Annotated in this window: 17 protein-coding genes; 11 read left to right on the top strand and 6 right to left on the bottom strand. The window is 40.0% G+C overall.

Annotation, left to right across the window (positions count from 1 at the left end; genetic code table 11):
• Positions 1 to 212: 212 nt before the first annotated feature.
• Positions 213 to 848: an MgtC/SapB family protein gene (locus ACZZZI_RS18820; RefSeq protein WP_344764177.1), complete on the bottom strand. Its 636-nt coding sequence runs from the start codon at positions 846 to 848 to the stop codon at positions 213 to 215.
• 886 nt (positions 849 to 1734) lie between these two features.
• Between ACZZZI_RS18820 and ACZZZI_RS18815 the strand changes: the two genes are divergently transcribed.
• Complete coding sequence (locus ACZZZI_RS18815; protein ID WP_463490675.1) at positions 1735 to 2406, top strand: helix-turn-helix domain-containing protein; 672 nt, start codon at positions 1735 to 1737, stop codon at positions 2404 to 2406.
• A gap of 153 nt (positions 2407 to 2559) precedes the next feature.
• Positions 2560 to 3615: a serine hydrolase domain-containing protein gene (locus tag ACZZZI_RS18810; RefSeq protein WP_463490673.1), complete on the top strand. Its 1056-nt coding sequence runs from the start codon at positions 2560 to 2562 to the stop codon at positions 3613 to 3615.
• A gap of 243 nt (positions 3616 to 3858) precedes the next feature.
• On the opposite strand, the gene ACZZZI_RS18805 is transcribed toward ACZZZI_RS18810, so the two are convergent.
• The gene (locus ACZZZI_RS18805; protein ID WP_316758503.1) at positions 3859 to 4320 is read right to left on the bottom strand and encodes a hypothetical protein; all 462 of its coding nucleotides are present in this window, start codon (positions 4318 to 4320) and stop codon (positions 3859 to 3861) included.
• Between the two features lie 192 nt (positions 4321 to 4512).
• Here ACZZZI_RS18805 and ACZZZI_RS18800 point away from each other — a divergent pair, with 192 nt between their 5' ends.
• From ACZZZI_RS18800 to ACZZZI_RS18790, 3 genes are all read left to right on the top strand, one after another.
• Positions 4513 to 5646, top strand: coding sequence for a sensor histidine kinase (locus ACZZZI_RS18800; protein WP_463490671.1), 1134 nt, complete (start codon positions 4513 to 4515; stop codon positions 5644 to 5646).
• Positions 5633 to 6352: a LytR/AlgR family response regulator transcription factor gene (locus tag ACZZZI_RS18795; protein ID WP_316758507.1), complete on the top strand. Its 720-nt coding sequence runs from the start codon at positions 5633 to 5635 to the stop codon at positions 6350 to 6352. Before ACZZZI_RS18800 ends, ACZZZI_RS18795 begins: the two co-directional genes overlap by 14 nt.
• Positions 6353 to 6538: 186 nt before the next feature.
• A complete protein-coding gene (locus tag ACZZZI_RS18790; protein WP_463490668.1) occupies positions 6539 to 7351 on the top strand; it encodes a quinone oxidoreductase family protein in 813 nt (270 codons plus the stop codon).
• A gap of 24 nt (positions 7352 to 7375) precedes the next feature.
• On the opposite strand, the gene ACZZZI_RS18785 is transcribed toward ACZZZI_RS18790, so the two are convergent.
• The 4 genes from ACZZZI_RS18785 to ACZZZI_RS18770 all read right to left on the bottom strand — a co-directional run bounded on the left by ACZZZI_RS18785 (position 7376) and on the right by ACZZZI_RS18770 (position 9662).
• On the bottom strand, positions 7376 to 7504 hold the full coding sequence (locus ACZZZI_RS18785) for a hypothetical protein (RefSeq protein WP_463490666.1): 129 nt from the start codon (positions 7502 to 7504) through the stop codon (positions 7376 to 7378).
• A 157-nt stretch (positions 7505 to 7661) separates the two neighbouring features.
• On the bottom strand, positions 7662 to 8144 hold the full coding sequence (locus tag ACZZZI_RS18780; RefSeq protein WP_463490664.1) for a nuclear transport factor 2 family protein: 483 nt from the start codon (positions 8142 to 8144) through the stop codon (positions 7662 to 7664).
• Positions 8145 to 8148: 4 nt separating this feature from the next.
• Positions 8149 to 9192 (bottom strand): LLM class flavin-dependent oxidoreductase, encoded by a 1044-nt coding sequence (locus ACZZZI_RS18775; protein ID WP_463490662.1) that lies wholly within the window; start codon positions 9190 to 9192, stop codon positions 8149 to 8151.
• Between the two features lie 95 nt (positions 9193 to 9287).
• Positions 9288 to 9662, bottom strand: a complete 375-nt coding sequence (locus tag ACZZZI_RS18770) for a winged helix-turn-helix transcriptional regulator (RefSeq protein ID WP_463490660.1) — start codon at positions 9660 to 9662, stop codon at positions 9288 to 9290.
• A 189-nt stretch (positions 9663 to 9851) separates the two neighbouring features.
• On the opposite strand from ACZZZI_RS18770, the gene ACZZZI_RS18765 reads away from it, so the two are divergent.
• The 6 genes from ACZZZI_RS18765 to ACZZZI_RS18740 all read left to right on the top strand — a co-directional run bounded on the left by ACZZZI_RS18765 (position 9852) and on the right by ACZZZI_RS18740 (position 15635).
• Complete coding sequence (locus tag ACZZZI_RS18765) at positions 9852 to 11060, top strand: alkene reductase (protein ID WP_463490658.1); 1209 nt, start codon at positions 9852 to 9854, stop codon at positions 11058 to 11060.
• A gap of 444 nt (positions 11061 to 11504) precedes the next feature.
• Positions 11505 to 12380: a helix-turn-helix domain-containing protein gene (locus ACZZZI_RS18760; protein WP_463490656.1), complete on the top strand. Its 876-nt coding sequence runs from the start codon at positions 11505 to 11507 to the stop codon at positions 12378 to 12380.
• Between the two features lie 228 nt (positions 12381 to 12608).
• Positions 12609 to 12926 (top strand): DUF1330 domain-containing protein, encoded by a 318-nt coding sequence (locus ACZZZI_RS18755; protein WP_463490654.1) that lies wholly within the window; start codon positions 12609 to 12611, stop codon positions 12924 to 12926.
• Positions 12927 to 13018: 92 nt separating this feature from the next.
• The gene (locus ACZZZI_RS18750; RefSeq protein WP_463490652.1) at positions 13019 to 14137 is read left to right on the top strand and encodes an aldo/keto reductase; all 1119 of its coding nucleotides are present in this window, start codon (positions 13019 to 13021) and stop codon (positions 14135 to 14137) included.
• 26 nt (positions 14138 to 14163) lie between these two features.
• On the top strand, positions 14164 to 14940 hold the full coding sequence (locus ACZZZI_RS18745) for a glucose 1-dehydrogenase (RefSeq protein WP_463490650.1): 777 nt from the start codon (positions 14164 to 14166) through the stop codon (positions 14938 to 14940).
• A gap of 23 nt (positions 14941 to 14963) precedes the next feature.
• Positions 14964 to 15635, top strand: a complete 672-nt coding sequence (locus tag ACZZZI_RS18740) for a nitroreductase (protein ID WP_463490648.1) — start codon at positions 14964 to 14966, stop codon at positions 15633 to 15635.
• Positions 15636 to 15655 lie beyond the last annotated feature (20 nt).

Genomic DNA, 15655 nt, shown 5'->3' with positions numbered 1-15655 from the left:
ATTTACTGTGCTGTAAATCAGTAGTTAATAAAAAAGGAGATGGAAAATCATCAAGATCATAAGTCCCAGACCATGCTCAACTTGCTGATCTGGGGATAATGCTGTTTTTGTCGTGTAATACGGAACGCATAACCAATGATTTCGTTGAAAGTAAATTCAAAACTGAGATAGCCCCATGTACAACAATTTATCCCGGATCCCGAATTTGTTGCTCAATTAAACGATATGATTTCGGATATCGACGCCAGGCTTTCATTCATTTTTATCAGATCATTTTTTTTGCCTGAAACCTTGAATACAGCGGTAAGCCTGTCTTCATCTTTACCAACTTCGAGTCTATCAAGCGTCAGCGAATTGCTTTGCAGCGACTGTTCCAGATTTGTGATTTGTGAAAACTCTGGTCCGCGAAAGGTAACGCTTAACAACTTTTCTTTCTGAAGCCCTGCGATTAGTTTTTCAATTCTGGTGACCATCAGCAACATGCATAGGGTAATCAGTGTTAATGCCAAAGCCAAGGCGTGATAGCCAATACCGGTAGTCATCCCAATTGCGGCTGAAGTCCAGATTACGGCCGCTGTTGTTAGTCCACGCACAGAAATCTTATCCTTAAAGATAACACCTGCACCAATAAAGCCGATTCCAGTGATTATATTAGCCGAAATCCGGTCGTCGGTGCCCACGCCATGCCGGGAAACAATTGTAAAAATTGTCGAACCCAGGGATATTAGTATAATGGTCCGAAATCCGGCAGACTTGCTTCTGTATTCCCTCTCGAAGCCGATTATGCCGCCACAAATCATGGACACCAACATGGCAACCATATCCTCAAGCTCAATTGTAAAATCCATTCTGTATTTTGTTTTAGAGTTGAATCATTAACCGACTATCATTTGTTTTTGTTTGGATAACATTATGCAAACTTCAGATATAATTATACAGGGGAATTCGTATTGATGCTGGTAATACACTGCCAGTCGCCTGAATTTCGAATAAGATCTTGTCTTGTGCCTTTCAGAATTTATCATAGGAAAATAATAAAATGGTTTTCTAGTGTTAATTATTAACCTTGATTTTTTGATTACTTGTATTGGCAGTTTCCTATATTCGCTACCTAATCTAATTGAGGACATAAGCTTGCCAAAGGATTCGGATTCTATACAAACGTAAATATGAAATTAACTATCTTGCCCCTTTCACTACATTTTCAGGTCAAGTGTTTTCGGACGAAATCGATAAAGACAAAATGGAAAATTACACCAAAAACTAATTGATTGATAAAGTGAATTTATTAACTATAGTCGCGGTCGTGACAATCTCCATTTCATTATTTTTTTCCTTTTTTTTGCTGACTGTTAAAACGGCACATAAATTAAGTAATCGCCTTTTTACTTTTTTTCTCTTTTTACAGGTGATTGACCACAGCGTTAATCTGGGTCAACTTTTTGAAATCCCGTTAACTGGGAGAATTTTGATCAGCTCATTTTTTTTCCTGCAGCTCCCTGTTTTTTACTTATATATCCTTTCGGTTTGCTATTCTGATTTTAAGTTAAAACCTATACACTTACTTCATACCATTCCTTTCCTGCTGGCAAACTCAATCTTATTGCCCCGCTTTTACCTAGTCGACCTGGCTGCTAAAATTAGCTTTCTCGAAAAAGGCAGTAGTATGGTGGAAGTGCAGTTCAATCATATTTAATGCATGTTCAATGTGTTTTTTATATTGTGGCAGCTTTTATGATCTTAAGGAAAGCCAAAAAGATTTACCTGGAAAATTACACCGGAGCAAGCCTGGAATCGCTTAACTGGTTATTCCAGTTTACTTTAGCCTTATCGATTTTCTTTTCTATTGCACTTTTAAAGAACATCTTTAAGTTTACTGCATACCCTGATGTTGCCGAATGGTTAAAAGTTGGACTGATCCTCTCTGAGCTGGTTATCATTTTCTGGTATCTGTATAAAGCATTAAATAATCCAGCACTGTTTAGAAATATCGATTCAAGGTTAAAGCTGGTTTCTGAAATCATTTTTGAGGATCAGAACATCAACACAGGGGTAATAAGTGAAAAAGAGCATAACTCGACCTTATTAACGCTAAAGCAATACATGACAGAAGCAAAGCCATTTCTTAATCCTTCATTAACTATACAGGAAGTATCGAAAGATATCAAAATTCCCGTGCGTGAATTATCTGTTTTGATTAACCATAATCTGGAGCAGCATTTTTACGACTTCGTTAATAACTACCGGATAGCTTATGCCATGGATTTATTAAAAGATGCGTCACAAAACAAGGTAACGGTTTTAGAAATTCTGTATGCAGCCGGTTTTAATTCAAAATCTTCTTTTAATACGGCTTTTAAAAAGCACACTGGCCAGACGCCCACTGCTTACCGTAAATCGCTGTAGAACAAAGCTTTGTAATTACCCGTACATCTTTTTTTAATTACTCGTACTCTTTTTTCAAAACAAATGCGTTCGAATGCTTTTACTCGGTCGCAGGAACTTGAATTCTTGTACAAATTTGTATCGAAATAATTTTTAATCTAAAGATAAGATACAATGAAGACCTCTATTACATTTTTAGCGGCGCTTTTGATAAGCAGCTTTTCCTTTGCACAGAATGTCACCAAAAGGATCGATTCGATAATAAACGACAACTACAAAAAAAATCCCCAGGTAGGGATAAGCGTTGGCTATATTGAAAATAATAAGGAATTCTTCACCGCATATGGTAAGTTGAATGAAGAAACCCAGGCACAGATTGATAAAAATTCCATATTTGAAATTGCTTCGATCACCAAGATTTTAACTTCGAATTTAATTGCACAGGCGGTTATTGAACATAAAATAAAATTGGATGATTATATAGATAACTTACTTCCAAAGGTGTATGTGCTGCATGAAAACTTAAGGAACAAAATAAAAATTTCAGATCTGGCTTCGCACCAATCTGGTCTGCCCGATATAGATTTTGCGAAACTCATAGCGGCGGATCCTAAACAGCCGTTAAATGGGGTTACCCAGGAAACGTTGAGTGCGGTAATAAATAGTTGTAGTGAACTGAAAGATTATGGCAAATACCGTTACTCAACTATTGGATATACTTTGCTGGGTCAGATACTGGAAAGAGCATATGGCAGTAGCTACGATAAAATTATTCGTGAAAAGATGCTGGATCCTTTAAAAATGAGGAATACGCTGACAAAGAATTTTGATGTAAAGAACAGAACAACCGCTCACAACGTTGAAGGAGGAACTCAGGAATTCCTTAAATGGAATGTTACCGCGCCTGCCGGGCTTGTAAAATCCAGTACTTCTGATATGGTCAGATTTTTAAAAGCGATATTGGATCAGGAAACTGAGGTGGGGAAGGCTGGATTAATTACTGAAAAAATATTCTATAAAGATGAAAACAGGGAAATGGGAATGGGTACAAATATTTCAACTGATGAAAAAAACACGATTTACCTAAAATCAGGGGATTCTATGGGACAATCTTCAATTATTTGTTATAACAGGGTTAAAAACTGGGGTGTTGTAATATTACTGGACCATCGGAATTCGAAAATGAGACAAAATCTTTTGAACACGATTTATGATACGGTTTTAAAGTAAGTAAGAAAATTTTTTTCTTATATAGCTATATCTAAGTGGCACGTTGTCCTCTAGTTTAGTTACCAGTTATCTCCCGCATATATCACTGGCCTACTGAATAAGCTGAACCTAATTGACCCCTTCTCACCAAAATATTTTTTTATCCTAATGTCTAGTTTATTAATGACTTTATAAATAATTAAAGATTGATGAGACGGGGTTAAGTAAGTTGGTTCGTACATGATCATCCTGGCCGGAAACGCATCACTTTGGAAGCGGGAAGAGCTTTTCATCTACCTGTGTTCCCTGACCCGCGACCATGCACCAGCTCCCGTTTTTCTTGATGAACACCTCAAGTCTTCTTACTTTAAGGGAGATATCATGTCCCTGAACACTAATCTGTACATCGGCCAGCCAGTTCACTACAGCTGTGGTAGCGGTATAGATCCTGATGATCTCTGTTCCGGATACAACCTTTACGGATTTAAAAACCAGTTTTTCTTTTTCCTGGGTGCTCTTCCATTGTGGCAGCGAGTAATTGATGTCGCCTTTGGGGCCAACCGATACAAAGTCATTGCAGTTGTGCTGCGTCTGAACCTTAAATTCTGGGTCATGCATAAATGCGATCACTTCTTTTCTTTCCTTGGGATAACTTAGTGTGTCCAGCTGAGCGAAAGCACTTACTGATCCAGTAATTAGAGCGCAGATGATTAATATTTTTTTCATAATCGTTATTGATTTGTTTGTCTAAAACTATAGGAGATAATTGACTTTTTTTTTCAAAATAGCCAGGATGGATTTTTGAGAGTACATAAATATTTAAAATCTGTTCTATCTCTTTTTATCGACGACGAAAAGCTTATGTCGATAAATGGGGTGGTTTTTTTAGCTAATTTGTATCTTGGTTAAAATTTAAAATTGAACAGACTACAATTTGTTTTCTCAGAGAAGCCTGCCTGGAAAATTCTCAGGCATTTCAGCTTTTGGTTTTGCTGGTATCTGTTTCAGGTGTACCTGTATTCTTTTACCCCTTCACCTATTTTAATGCGTGTCGATTTTCTGGAACGTATCCGTATAAACCTGGGAGAGAGTTTCTGGTTCATCCTGCCAAACCTGTTTTTGTCCTACTCGGTGATGTATCTGGTTATTCCGAAATTAATCATTCCGGCAAAGTACCTTAAGGCTACCCTTTGCATTATCGTACTCATTTTTCTTACTGCATTTTTTTCTGCGGCCTTATCCCTGAGCATTATCGAGTGGATGCGGCACGAATATCTTAAAAGCCACGCTGAATTATTCAATGGTGCACTGCCGGAAACACCTTTTAAAATCCAGTTATTCCAGGGCTTAATTTCGGGTCTGAGGGGAAGTATTACCATTGGCGGCCTGGCTGCAGCAATTAAGCTTACCAAATATTTTTACCTCAAGCAGGAGCAGACCCTCGCCCTTGAAAGGCAGAATGCAATTACAGAACTTCACTCACTCAAAGCGCAGCTCCATCCGCATTTTCTCTTTAACACGATTAACAACATTTATTCCCACGCGCAGGAAACAGCGCCCGTTGCAGCAGATATGCTCCTTCAGCTTTCTTCCCTGTTACGTTATATCCTATATTCCTGCAATACACCTCTGGTACCCCTTTCGCAGGAAATATCGATGATCAGGGATTATCTGGAACTGGAAAAGAAGCGCTATGGCAACCGACTTGAGATATCTCTGCAATTTCCTGGAAATGAAACAAGTGAACATTTCATTGCCCCTTTGTTGATCTTGCCTTTTGTAGAAAACTGCTTTAAGCATGGAACAAGCACTATTCTTTCCCACCCCTGGATCAGTATCGAACTGAGGCTTTCAGGGAAACGTTTGCTAATGAAGTTCATTAACGGTAAGTCGGAGATTGGATCGGAAAATACAGGTGGCATCGGGATTGAAAATGTGAGGAGAAGGCTTGAACTTCTTTATCCTGAGACGTACCGCCTGGATATTATTTCAGAAGAAGATGTTTATATTGTAATCCTGGAAATAACCACTCATCCCAATGCTGCGCTATAACTGTTTGATCGTTGATGATGAACCACCTGCAAGGGCGGTGTTAAAGCGCTATGTTGAAAAAATGCCTATGCTCAAACTATCGGGTGAGTGTTGTAATGCTTTTGAGGTCATTTCTTTTCTTCAAAGCGGGAGCGTCGATCTTATATTTTTGGATATCCATATGCCGCAGTTGACTGGTCTGGAACTGTTGAGGACACTGACCAAGCCACCCAAAGTGATTTTCACCACAGCATATGAGACTTATGCGCTGCAGAGTTATGATCTCGATGCAGTGGATTATCTGTTAAAGCCTATAGAATTTGAAAGATTTGTAAAAGCTGTAAATAAGGCTCTTCCTTCAAAGGTAATATCTTCCACAACTCAACAGATTTTGGGAACCGATCCGCTAGCCGCAACGGATGCCTTTCTTTATTTTAGGGTCGATCGAAAGATGGTCAAGGTGGTACTAAAGGATATTGTTTTTGTGGAATCTTTAAAAGATTACGTGAAGATTGCGACTATAAATGAGCTTGTTATTACCAAGAATTCCATGTCTGCAATGGAGGCGATGTTGCCTGGTGATCGATTTTTGCGTATTCACCGGAGTTTTATGGTCTCTATAGAAAAGATCCGTTCGTTTTCCCAAAGTAACATTCAGCTCTCCGAAGTAGAGCTGCCTATCGGAAAGCTCTACCAAAGAGAGGTTTTGAAAATATTGCAATCTTAATTTATGCATGCATTGAGTAACATATGCAAACATCTCCTTTTTTATCAAAAATTAATTCTACATAAATCAGTATTTCCCCCACTAAATAATTTCTTCTTTTAGCTCCGGATTTGACAATACTTGAAACCTAACCTTCAATAAGGTGGAAAGAGTATCTCAGCTCTCGGGATATTCAAGTATCTGAACATGTGGGCGCATTTTGGGATTTCTTTCCAACGCTCGCCGACCTTGCCGCACAAGCCAGTTAATCTTCCTTTTATTCCAGGCTTGGATGCCTCAGGGATTGTGGATGAGGTAGGTTCCGGTGTTACCCGAATTAAAGTCGGTGATAGGGTTGTAGCCAATGCCTATAATGGCACCTATGCAGAATATGCTTGTTTTCCTGAGGAAAATGTCGCAAATATCCCCACAAATATTGATTTTCATAGTGCCGCTGCCGCATCAATAGGTCTCATAACAGCACATACGTTTTTGATCGAACGAGGGGAGATTAAAGCAAGAAGCCGGATTTTGATACTTGGTGCTGCCGGGGGCACGGGCACTATCGTAATTCAAATGGCTAGAGCTTTAGGTGCTTATGTGATCGCCGTAGACTCCGGTGATGGCATTAAACTCGCAAAATCTCTGGGAGCTGATCAAGCATTGGATTACCGTGAAATAGATTTTACTGAAGTAGTCTCAGAGATCGATTTGGTTATAGATTTTGTAGGGGGGGATACACAATCAAAGGCCTTTAAAATAATTAAGGCGGGAGGTAAACTGTTAAGTGCTTTCTCAGTTCCTTCAATAGGGCTTGCTGATGAATACAACGTGGAAGCAGCATTTGTAATCGCAAACTTATACTATGAGAATCTTCAGTTCGGATTGAAAATGATGTTGGAAGATAAAATAAAACCAATTATCCGTGAAATTATGCAGTTAGAAGAGGCGGCAAATGCGCAAGATCAGTTGAGCAGAGGTGGCTTAAATGGTAAAATTATCTTGGAAATAAATTCTTAAAGTACAGTCAGCGCGCAGACAGATTCAGACACTGCCTTGCGCTCTGATTGATGAATCTTGTTCTGTTGTAACCAGTTCCATCCAGGTCACAGATGTTCCGTCCAATTTTTTCTGGATAGCGATGTGGCTCATACCAGTTGTAGACACTGTCATATATTTAAGAATAATATTTTTTGATTGCATTTTGATGCATACCTTCTAAAACAAATCCATTTGATAGAAACACTAATCAATGAATATTGGCAATTTTAACAACTTCGCATAAGAATAATACAATTGGCCGTTGTCGCCTTACCCACCAATTGTTAATCTAAAAACCCCCTTTAAGTGTTTGTGTTGGTAAGGACAGATTCTTGCCGGGCTCGCCACCTTCAACGTTTCTTTCCGGCCATATCACATCAAGTCTTGATCGGCTGATATACCATTTTCCCGATATCTGTTTGTATTCGTCAGAGTATAGGCCCAAAAGTAGTAAGGGATTTTGATCCTTTGGTCTGGCCGTTACCAGGTCAATCAGGTAGCACCGCCCTTGGGCAGTTGTTGGCCCGGTAAACTCGATCCAATGATTGGTAATTGCGTGCATAAATGGATAGTTGCCGTGCTGATTTGTATCATAATCTCTGAAGGCCTTTCTCAATCCTTCCAAAACACCGTTTCGTCCAATCCACGGCTCCCTGTCGGTCTGAACAATAGTATCTTCAGTAAATAATCCAGTTAGGTTTTCGAGATTGTTTCCATCAAGGTAGTGCGCATATTTAACGCGAAGACTTCTTATTTCTTCTATATTGCACAATTTTTCAATAGCTTCCATATACGCTGTCTTTTTTAAGTTTATCTTTTGTAATATTTTGAGACCCCTTGTTAAGATCAAATTCTTTAGCGATTAGCGCAATTGATCTCAACCTGTTTTCAACCCCATATATATGCGGTAGCAACATTATCTCATTTGTCTGATATTGGCTCGCCAAAAGTAAAATTTGTTCTTTTGCTGAAGCAGGTGTACCAACGATTATCCGGCTTCGATTATGTTTAATAATGCGCTTTTCCTGTTCCGAGTAATTATACTGATGTTCAGGAGACATGTAGTAAGGTGTTTCCCTTCCGGATTCAATCATTAATAACCAATGGTCAAAGCCTTTTGCCAGTGTCTCAGCTTCATGTTCCGTACCCGCAATTGCGACAAATATGGCAACCATCGTATTTGCTGCAGTATTAAAAAGGGATTTATAATTTTTTATTGCCGCTATTCCCAAGCCACTTGGGTTGATAAAGTGTGCGAAAATAAAAGAAGTTCCCTCCTGCGCCGCTAATATCGCCCCACTTTCTCCGGCTCCTAATGACCACATTTCTGGTAGGGTCTCAATTAACGGGGAGGTATGAAGTCCGGCAAAATTCGCCTCAACCACGGTGCTACCGGTTAAATAGGATTGCAAATCCTTCAATTGTTGTTCATAGGCAACAATATTGGTCTTGCCAATGTTCAGCGCAGATTGTGTTATTTTATCACCCCCTGCAGCCCGGCCTGTCCCCAAATCAATTCTTTCCGGATAGAGCGCTTCGAGCATCTTGAAACTTTCGGCAACTTTATATGCGCTATAATGTTGCAGCATAACCCCTCCTGAACCTATCCTTATTTTTGATGTACTGGCAGCCGGATGCATCATCAGCATTTCAGGATTACTTCCCGCCAGGGTTTTCATGCCGTGATGTTCAGAAACCCAAAACCTTTTGAATCCGGATTCCTCTGCCTGACGAGCCATCTTCGTAGTGGATAGAAGCGCTTCCCTATCAGTAGTATTTTCGTCGACTGGCGAATAATCTAATATGCTTAAATTAATCATGTGATGTTTTTTTATGACCACAAAGTTAGAGACTTGCCAAATGCCTATCAATTAGGGCAGATGTATTCTCATAGGGCAAACTTATGCCCGGTATGCTAAAGAGAATCCAATTGCGCCTCTTTCTTATGCTCTAATATCGCATAAAATTTTTCTCGGTATTCATTTCCCCACACCTCCATAGCCTGTGTAATCGGCAATAAGGATATGCCGAACGCAGTTAATTTGTATTCTACGTGGGGTGGGAGCACAGCATAAATTACCTTTTCAATAATGCCATGTTCCTGAAGTTCGTTTAATTGTATATTTAGTGCCCTTCGTGATGCCAACGGCATAGAACGCTGGAGGTCGCTTGGCCGGACAATACCGTTTTGAATGTGGTTGATCAATGTAGGCTTCCACTTACCGCCAATGATTTCCGTTGTAATTTCCAATCCGCAAAAATATTGTTTTTCAATCTTTCTCTCGTACATGTCTACTCTGATTTTTTGGTCAATGTCTTAAGATAGTGTATTCTCCATGACAGTCCCGATATTGATTTTAGCCGCATAGGTCCAATGAACCATTTTAAAAAGGCTAACATTCATACCTAAAAATACAAATTTACAATGACTTGCATCATAAATCAAGCCATAACGGCATTTAATAGCATTTCTATAAGAATGTTCGGTTTCAATAAGGCAAATTTTTGCCCTATAGGAATAATCCTGCCCTTATTGTGCCGTCAAAAAGCAGTAATTAGCTTTGCAATTCATTCACAACAAATAAAAATGAAATTATTAGAGCCTTACAAATCTAATCAGTTGAGCCTTAGAAACCGTGTAGTAATGGCACCTATGACCAGATGCCGTGCGGATAATGATGGTAATGTCGCAACAGACTTAATCGCAGAATATTATGCCCAACGCGCATCAGCAGGACTGCTCATTACTGAGGGTACTTTCATCAATGAGATGGCGCATGGGTACATCAACGTTCCTTGTATATATACCAGTGACCAGATTCAAGGCTGGAAGAAGGTAAATGATGCCGTTCATGCAAAAGGAGGAAAGATCTTCGCTCAGCTCTGGCACGTAGGTAGACTCGCACATCCTGATCTGTTGGGGGGAAGGCTGGCATTTGGCCCTTCAGCAATTAACGGACACTTTACATGTTACACCAAAGATGGTTTTAAAGAAACAGAAACACCTAAAGAGATGAGTATCGAAGATATCAGGCAAACCATTTTAGATTTTCAGCAAGCTGCAATAAACGCGATTCAAGCTGGCTTTGATGGCATAGAGCTTCACGCTGCAAACGGGTATCTTTTTCACCAGTTTTTTGCTAAATGCTCGAATTTAAGAGGAGATGAGTATGGTGGATCCATTGCCAATAGACTTCGTTTTCTGTTTGAGGTACTTGACGCCCTGACCGAAAAAATTGGTTCAGATAAGATCGCTGTCCGAATCTCTCCCTCACTGGATCAAACATTCGGGATTGTTTTGGACGATGAAACAGAGGTGTTGTATGACATAATGGTTGAACGCATGAATGCATACAAATTTGCCTACTTGCACATATCAGGTTTTACCATGTCGAATCACCCTAATCCATTTGGTCTGGTAATCGAAACGGCCAAACATTTTAGGTCAATTTATAAAGGAACACTCATGGTAAATAAGGCTTTTAATGCAGAAACTGCTAATATGGCCATTGAAGATTGCGTCGCAGATTTGGTGTCATTTGGAGAACCCTTTATTGGTAATCCCGACCTTGTCGAACGGTTTGCAGCCAATGAGCCCTTAAACCACAATGACAGGACTACATATTACACGCCTGGTAGTATTGGCTATACTGATTATCCCAAAATTTCAAAAAGCCAACAAAGTTGAAAAAGCTGATTCTAAAGTGCAATCAAAAGACCAATGCTGAAGGATGTTAGGGTCTATAGGGTGCAAGGTGGGCCAAGTAAAATTGGTCCCCTGAGAATTCAGGATCGATATCGGATTTGCTGGTTAAAGTGCCCTAAGGGTAATGGCGGTTATCTAGTATTCACCGGACCTGCGCTTCTCTATTGTGAGGATATGGTTGATTTTAAGCACTCTGGATATGTCGTGGAATTTACCGAAATCAACAAAAGAGGGCAGTGTATAAATTCGAGCTTTTACCTATTGGAAGTGCCTGTGTTTCGCGTTACAAGTTTCCAAATGAACTCTTTGGATCAGGTATTCAGAAAACTGACCGAATTGCTGAAATCAACCGGCCTTTTTGATACAGGAGATATAATTCATAAATTGATATTCATTATCTACCTTTGAATTCATTAATTTATCATTGTGAACAAAAGCCGAATTACTGAAACGTCTGAATTTAATTCTGAACTGAAACTTGCAGGATTTAAGGTATATCGAACGGATAGCAATTCCGGTGGGCACAGTTATAGCCGTAAGGATTTTTACAAGATCAACATTACCGTTGGCCAATTTCTGTTCCATTATGCTGACCGCACTATCGAAACCGAGGAGACTTATTTGTTTTTCGGCAATCCGCATGTGCCATATTCCTGTGAGCCTGTTTCGGATTCTTTCCATGGATATACATGCCTATTTACTGAGGATTTCTTGAAGCAGATCGACCGTTCGGAGAGCCTTCAGCAATCTCCCCTTTTCAAATTGGGCGGTACCCCGATCTTTAATCTAAATGAGCATCAGAAGGACACGGTCAGTAGTCTTTTCGAAAAAATGCTTGTCGAACAGGAGTCGGCCTATGTGTTCAAAGATGAGGTGATACGCAATTATATCGGGCTTATTATCCATGAAGCGCTGAAAATGCAGCCAACTCAAATTAGCAGTAGACATAACAATGCAACTGAACGGATCACAACCGTGTTTCTTGAGTTACTAGAAAGACAGTTCCCTATCGAAAATACTCAGCAACATCTCCAGCTTAAAACAGCCCAGGATTATGCTAGGCATCTTGGTGTCCATGTTAACTATCTTAATAGCTCGGTAAAAGAAGTGACAGGAAAGCCAACGACCAATCATATAGCAGATCGGGTAATCAGTGAGGCGAAGGCGTTGCTAATACATACTGACTGGAATATTTCAGAAATCGCCTACGCGCTGGGATTTGAATACTCAACCTACTTCAACAACTTCTTCAAAAAGAAGACGGGATTGGTCCCAAAAGCGATTAGAACTTCAAATATTTGATTTTTATACTTTTTACTTTGTTTTTCTTTATTTATTGACCTAGGCAATACGGACTTTTGTTAAATGATTACTGATCGTACGCTAACAAAATGAAATGAGGCTATCGAAGATGATGCATCAAGCATTCCTGAGCTTCGGCTCTATGGAGGTAGTGGTATGTATTCGAGAAGCCCTAAGTATGGTTTGGTGTCGGTAAATAGGATTAATACAAATCAATTGAAGTTAAGCATGAACTCACAAGCAATTCCAAAAGGTTATTTAGTTGCAAATTATACCGTTCATGATCAAGCTATATATGATAAATATGTGGTTGCCGCAAGGGTTCTTAATACAAGGTTCGATCTAAATCCAATCGTATATGACAGTAATGTAGAAGTCAAAGAGGGCAAGACAGGATTTGTAATTGCAATAGCGGAATTTCCAGATTTTGCTGCTGCTGAACGATTTTATAATTCGCCAGAGTATCAAGAGATTTTGCCGTATAGACTTGCCTCAACTACGGGAACTGTTGTACTCGTAAAAGGTCTTATCGTTGAGCAGAAATGAATGGTGTCAAATAATAATACTAAAATCTACATAAATAGTTAAGTATGGATCACAGTAAAAACAAAGCAACGGCAAATAATCAGGGAAAATGCATGGTAACCCGCCGAAATTTCTTAACCAGTTCGGCAATAGCGGGTTCAGCCATTGCACTGGCTCCCCTATCAAATGTTTTTGCCTCGGAAAAAACAAAACAAATAGATAAATCAACCTATAAAGGAAATAAAATGAAAACAAGAAAATTGGGTAACTTGGAAGTATCTGAAATAGGACTAGGATGTATGAATATGGCCGGAAATTATAATCCGCCTGCCGATCATGCGCAGTCTATCGCAACCATCCGAAAAGCATTTGAACAAGGCGTTACGTTTTTTGATACAGCCGAAGTTTATGGCCCATACCTAAGCGAAACATTGGTAGGTGAAGCCGTAGAACCTTTTCGTGATAAAGTTAAGATTGCCACCAAGTTCGGCTTTGCCATCGATGGTACCATTGGACTGGATAGTCGCCCTTCGCACATCAAAAAAGTAGTGGAGGATTCTTTGAAACGCTTACGTACAGACCATATCGATCTTTATTATCAACACCGTGTTGATCCAAACGTGCCTATTGAAGAGGTTGCCGGAACAATAAAAGAACTGATTCAACAAGGGAAGGTTTTACATTTTGGTTTGTCTGAAGCCAGTGCTAAGACTATTCTCCGTGCACACGCGGTTCAGCCAGTTGCAGCTGTACAATCAGAATATTCCCTTTGGACACGTAACGTAGAACTGAACGGGGTTCTGGCTACATGTGAAGAGTTGGGCATCGGCTTTGTGCCATGGTCGCCTGTTGGTGCAGGCTTTTTAACAGGAAAGTACGACACAAATACAAAACTTGATGAAAAAGCAGATTTCAGAGCCGCATTCCCGCGTTTTTCGAAAGAATTCTTGGCGTTAAACATGCCGATCATTGAATGGCTAAAAGGTTACGCAGCAAAGAAAAAAGCTACTCCTGCACAAGTAGCACTGGCATGGCTACTTGCCAAAAGCCCATCCATTGTTCCCATTCCTGGCACTCGTTACGAAACTCATTTGCTAGAGAACCTGGGCGCAAAGAACATCCAACTCTCCAAAGAGGATGTACAGGAAATTGAGACCTCGCTTTCAAAATTCCCAGTCTACGGCGACCGAATGGGGAAGGCGCATATGAGTCAGATTGATTATTCTTTTTAATCTCAAATCAATCCATGCATAAAAAAATGAACGAAATAAATCCAACTTACGATTTCAAGGGGCAGGTTGCTTTAGTAACCGGTGCAAGTGCGGGTCTTGGGCTTGCGACAGCTATTGCATTTGCCGGGGCGGGTGCAGCTGTAGTACTTTCCGATATAAATCACGATGCTTTGCTTAGAGAGACAGAAAAACTAAGAAATGCCGGATACATCGTAAGCAGCTTTAGATGCGACGTTGCTGATGAAACCCAGGTGGTCGGACTGATTAAGCATGCCGTAGATACTTTCGGGCGTTTGGATATGGCCTTTAATAATGCAGGCATTGCAGGCCCTTCTGGCCCTTTTCTTAATGAGACCATGGATGAATTCGAAAAGGTTAATGAGGTTAACCTAAAAGGGATCTGGATCTGTATGCAACAAGAGTTGAAACAGATGCAAAAACAGGGTTGTGGAGCAATTGTAAATTGTTCATCATTAGGGGGGGTAGTCGGCCAAACAGGTCGGGCGGCATACCACGGAACTAAACACGGCGTCTTGGGCTTAACAAAAAGTGTCGGTCTGGAATACGCACCTTTAGGAATACGCGTGAATGCGGTCTGTCCTGGAGTGATCGATACACCAATGTTGGGTTCTTTAAAAGAAACATCCCCAGATGCTATGGCAGAGGTTTTGCGCGATCAGCCTATCAATAGATTGGGGCTTCCAGAGGAAGTTGCATCAGCTGTGCTTTGGCTTTGTAGTTCTGCCTCAAGTTTTGTTGTAGCCACATCATTATCTGTTGACGGTGGATTTACTGCTCACTAAAATAAGCTAAAAAACCTATGAGTATGGATCAAAAAACCTTTTATGATACAGTACGAGAAAGACACTCTTGCCGAGGATTTTTACCCAACGAAATCCCTCATGAGATGATAGTCAATGTATTGAATGATGCACAACTTTCTCCTTCCAACTGTAATACACAACCCTGGAATGTGCACATTGCATCTGGTGAAAATAGGAAGACCTTGTCCAATAAGTTGATTTTGGCACATAATGAACGATTGTTTGATCCTGATTTTACGTTTGATACCAATGCATTTCCGGGTCGGTACAAGGAACGGATGTTTGCCCAGGGAAAATCCTATTATCAGGGATTGGGCATCAGCAGGGAAGATAAAGAAGGCCGCAATGAAGCTAATCTTAAAAATTATAATTTTTACAATGCTCCCTGTGTGGCGTTTCTTTTTGTACCAATTGTTGGCGATTGTGTAAGGGTCGCAACAGACGTTGGTATGTATGCCCAAACCTTTCTGCTTTCCCTTACTGCTCATGGTTTGGCAGGTGTACCTCAAACAATCTTAGGTTTTTATCCCAATCTAATAAGAGATCACTTGAAAATAACCGAAGACTACAAAATGCTATTTGGAATTTCCTTTGGGTATGAAGATAAACAGGCAAAGGGCAATACGATAAAAGTGGGAAGAGATTCTTTTACCGAGAATGTGACTTTCCACTAAAAAGATAATTACAATGAATT

The sequence above is a fragment of the Pedobacter sp. AC190 genome (assembly GCF_979258025.1).
The sequence above is the reverse complement of the archived record's forward strand: the minus strand, read 5'-3'. Positions and strand labels throughout refer to the sequence as shown.

Excerpts from the sequence above, each read along its gene's own strand:
- ACZZZI_RS18820 (WP_344764177.1), bottom strand. The coding sequence starts at position 848 with ATGGATTTTACAATTGAGCTTGAGGATATGGTTGCCATGTTGGTGTCC.
- ACZZZI_RS18815 (WP_463490675.1), top strand. The coding sequence starts at position 1,735 with ATGATCTTAAGGAAAGCCAAAAAGATTTACCTGGAAAATTACACCGGA.
- ACZZZI_RS18810 (WP_463490673.1), top strand. The coding sequence starts at position 2,560 with ATGAAGACCTCTATTACATTTTTAGCGGCGCTTTTGATAAGCAGCTTT.
- ACZZZI_RS18805 (WP_316758503.1), bottom strand. The coding sequence starts at position 4,320 with ATGAAAAAAATATTAATCATCTGCGCTCTAATTACTGGATCAGTAAGT.
- ACZZZI_RS18795 (WP_316758507.1), top strand. The coding sequence starts at position 5,633 with ATGCTGCGCTATAACTGTTTGATCGTTGATGATGAACCACCTGCAAGG.
- ACZZZI_RS18790 (WP_463490668.1), top strand. The coding sequence starts at position 6,539 with ATGTGGGCGCATTTTGGGATTTCTTTCCAACGCTCGCCGACCTTGCCG.
- ACZZZI_RS18785 (WP_463490666.1), bottom strand. The coding sequence starts at position 7,504 with ATGACAGTGTCTACAACTGGTATGAGCCACATCGCTATCCAGAAAAAA.
- ACZZZI_RS18775 (WP_463490662.1), bottom strand. The coding sequence starts at position 9,192 with ATGATTAATTTAAGCATATTAGATTATTCGCCAGTCGACGAAAATACT.
- ACZZZI_RS18770 (WP_463490660.1), bottom strand. The coding sequence starts at position 9,662 with ATGTACGAGAGAAAGATTGAAAAACAATATTTTTGCGGATTGGAAATT.
- ACZZZI_RS18765 (WP_463490658.1), top strand. The coding sequence starts at position 9,852 with ATGTTCGGTTTCAATAAGGCAAATTTTTGCCCTATAGGAATAATCCTG.
- ACZZZI_RS18755 (WP_463490654.1), top strand. The coding sequence starts at position 12,609 with ATGAACTCACAAGCAATTCCAAAAGGTTATTTAGTTGCAAATTATACC.
- ACZZZI_RS18750 (WP_463490652.1), top strand. The coding sequence starts at position 13,019 with ATGGTAACCCGCCGAAATTTCTTAACCAGTTCGGCAATAGCGGGTTCA.
- ACZZZI_RS18745 (WP_463490650.1), top strand. The coding sequence starts at position 14,164 with ATGAACGAAATAAATCCAACTTACGATTTCAAGGGGCAGGTTGCTTTA.
- ACZZZI_RS18740 (WP_463490648.1), top strand. The coding sequence starts at position 14,964 with ATGGATCAAAAAACCTTTTATGATACAGTACGAGAAAGACACTCTTGC.